Origin of the sequence: Streptomyces sp. NPDC057271, from assembly GCF_042668715.1 — a bacterium.
In the GTDB taxonomy this organism is placed as follows: Bacteria; Actinomycetota; Actinomycetes; order Streptomycetales; family Streptomycetaceae; genus Streptomyces.
This window is the reverse complement of the sequence record NZ_JBHUYJ010000222.1, coordinates 1-2,701: the sequence shown is the minus strand read 5'-3', so window position 1 is coordinate 2,701 and position 2,701 is coordinate 1. Positions and strand designations below refer to the sequence as shown.

3 protein-coding genes are annotated in these 2,701 nt (G+C 72.0%); 2 read left to right on the top strand and 1 reads right to left on the bottom strand.

The genetic code is table 11. The annotated features are described in order from the left end of the window. Positions 1-184: 184 nt before the first annotated feature. Complete coding sequence (locus ACFUJR_RS39035; protein ID WP_383181546.1) at positions 185-700, bottom strand: MarR family winged helix-turn-helix transcriptional regulator; 516 nt, start codon at positions 698-700, stop codon at positions 185-187. 152 nt (positions 701-852) lie between these two features. Between ACFUJR_RS39035 and ACFUJR_RS39030 the strand changes: the two genes are divergently transcribed. Both ACFUJR_RS39030 and ACFUJR_RS39025 read left to right on the top strand, forming a co-directional pair. Further along, entirely contained in the window at positions 853-1,785 is a 933-nt protein-coding gene (locus ACFUJR_RS39030; RefSeq protein ID WP_383181549.1) for an EamA family transporter, read from the top strand. 19 nt (positions 1,786-1,804) lie between these two features. Continuing rightward, positions 1,805-2,617 carry a DMT family transporter gene (locus ACFUJR_RS39025; RefSeq protein ID WP_383181552.1) on the top strand — a complete coding sequence of 271 codons (813 nt, stop codon included), beginning with the start codon at positions 1,805-1,807 and terminating at the stop codon, positions 2,615-2,617. The last annotated feature ends 84 nt before the right edge of the window (positions 2,618-2,701 follow it).

The window sequence follows — 2,701 nt, the reverse complement described above, 5'->3', positions numbered from 1 at the left end:
GCCTAGGGCTCCGCAGCTTCCGAGGGCGCCGCGCCGGTACACGCGTCCCGGCGCGGCGCCCTCGTGTGCGTTCACACGGCCGCCGCTCTCGTGGCCGTTCACACGGCGGTCGCTCTCACGCCGGTCGCTCTCATGGCCGGCCACGCGGCCGCCGCGCGCAGGGCGTCGTGCATGAGGCCGTCCTTCACACGACCGTGGTCGCGAGGAGCCTGCGCAGCAGGCCCGCCAGCTGCTCCGCCTCCTCGGGCGTGAGCGCGGTCTCCAGGGACTCCCGCTGCTGCGCGAGCCCTGCGCCCACGGCCTGGTCCACCAGCTCGCGCCCGCGCTCGCTGAGCGTCACCCGCAGCCCGCGCCGGTCGTTCGGGTCGGGGCTCCGGCTGAGCAGCCCCGCCTTCTCCAGCTTGTCCAGACGGCCCGTCATCCCGCCCGTGGTGATCATCAGCGTGGCGGTGAGCTCGCGCGGCGAGAGGGTGTAGGGCTCACCCGAGCGGCGCAGCGTGGCCAGGACGTCGAACTCGCCGAGTGACATCCCCCCGTAGGGGGAGTACGCCTTGTCGACCCGGCCGCGCATCCCGGCGGCCAGCCGGTAGATCCGCCCGAAGACGGCCATGGGGAGCGTGTCCAGGTCGGGGCGGACCGCCGCCCACTGGTCGGTGATCGCGTCGACGGCGTCGTGCGCGGGGGGTTCGGTGCTGTCCATGGCGGCAGTCTCCTCATGGAGCGACTCGACGGCAAGTAAGTGACTAGGGAGCAAGATGCTTGCCGGAAAGCCTCTTGTAAGTAAGTAGCTTACGAGTAAGCTACTTACCGTCAAGCCACTCGGACCCACTCCGTACCAAGGGGGGACCTGTCATGTCCCGCAAGGCCGCCGTCGTCGCCCTGACCGCGCTCGCCCCGATCTCCTGGGGCTCCACCTACTTCGTCACCACGGAGTTCCTGCCGCCCGACCGGCCGCTCTTCACCGGTCTGATGCGCGCGCTGCCCGCCGGGCTGGTGCTGCTCGCCCTCACCCGCAAGCTGCCGCAGGGGGCCTGGTGGTGGAAGTCCGCGGTCCTGGGGGCCCTCAACATCGGCGCCTTCTTCCCGCTGCTCTTCCTCGCCGCGTACCGGCTGCCCGGTGGTGTCGCGGCCGTCGTCGGCTCCGTCGGCCCGCTCCTCGTGGTCGGCCTGGCCGCGCTCCTCCTCGGCGACCGGCCCACCGTGCGCTCCCTGCTCACCGCCGTCGCCGCCGCCTTCGGGGTCGGCCTCGTCGTCCTCAAGGCGGGTGCCGCGCTCGATCTCGTCGGGGTGATCGCCGGGCTGCTGTCGGCGCTGTCGATGTCGGCCGGTGTCGTCCTCACCAAACGCTGGGGGAGGCCCGAGGGGGTGGGCGCGCTGGCGCTCACGGGCTGGCAGCTCACCGCCGGCGGTCTGGTCATCCTGCCGATCGCCGCCCTGGTGGAAGGCGCGCCGCCCGCCCTGGACTCCACCAACCTCGTCGGCTACGCCTACCTCGCCTTCGGGAACACCGCGATCTCCTACTTCCTCTGGTTCCGCGGGATCGAGCGGCTGAGCGCCCCCTCGGTGACGCTCCTCGGCCCGCTGTCGCCGATCACCGCGGCCGTCGTCGGCTGGGTCGCGCTCGGTCAGGCGCTCGGCCCCGTACAGCTCGTCGGCATGGCGATCGCCTTCGGCGCCACCCTGGTCGGCCAGCTCGGTCCCCGTACCCCCAAATCGTTCAGTTCAACTGAATGGAATGGTCAGGAACTTTCGATGGACCTGGAGGTTTCTCCGGTGCGACGGTAGGGCCTCACCGACCGAGAGGATGACCGTGGCACTTCTGGCCCGCGCCCGCCCCGCCCAGCCCGCCGCCGCCCCGCGCGTCCTCGCGCGGGGCGCGGGCGCGGGGCTGCTCCTCGCGCTCGTCGCCACGGTCGTCTGGTCCGGCAGCTTCGTCGCGACCCGGGACATGGCCGACTCCGTCCCGCCCGTCCAGGCGGTCTTCTGGCGCTGGGTCATCGCCCTCCTCGCCGTCGCGCCGCCGGCGGCCCGGCAGGCGTGGCGTCAACGGCACCTGATCCGCAGGCACTTCGGTTACGTCGCGCTCGCCGCGCTCTTCGGCGTCTGCCTCTACAACACCCTCGTGCACCAGGCCGGACTCGCCACCTCCGCCTCCCACATGGGCATGATCATGGCCGCCTCTCCGGTGATCATGGCGCTCTTCTCCCGACTCGGAGGCGAACACCTCGGCGCCCGTCACACCGTCGGGATGCTCGTCGCGGCGCTCGGTGTCCTGCTCCTCGTCGGCCGGGGTTCCCTCGCCTCCGACCTCACCGCGGGCGACCTGTGGATGTTCGCCGCCGCCCTGTCCTTCGCCTCGTACAGCGCCCTGCTCAGGCGTAAGCCCGCCGAGATCGGCGCCCTGGCCTTCCTCTTCACGACCTTCGCGCTCGGCGCCCTGATGCTGCTCCCGGCGTACGGCGTCAGCCTCGCCGTCCAGGGCGGCTTCGAGCCTGGGCCCGGCACGGTCGGCCCCCTGCTCTACGTCGGAGTCTTCTCCTCGGCCGTCGCCTTCTTCGCCTGGAACAAGGCGATCACCCTGATCGGGGCGGCCCGCGCCGGAGTCGTCTACCTCTGATCTTGGCCAGTGCTCCGCCCTTCAGGGCGGGGGTGAAGGCCATCCTTGGACCGGAGGCGCGGAGCGCCGGAGTGCTCTGTGTCT

Bases quoted from the DNA above. Each gene is read 5' to 3' on its own strand.
- ACFUJR_RS39035 (WP_383181546.1), bottom strand. From the start codon at position 700: ATGGACAGCACCGAACCCCCCGCGCACGACGCCGTCGACGCGATCACC.
- ACFUJR_RS39030 (WP_383181549.1), top strand. From the start codon at position 853: ATGTCCCGCAAGGCCGCCGTCGTCGCCCTGACCGCGCTCGCCCCGATC.
- ACFUJR_RS39025 (WP_383181552.1), top strand. From the start codon at position 1,805: ATGACCGTGGCACTTCTGGCCCGCGCCCGCCCCGCCCAGCCCGCCGCC.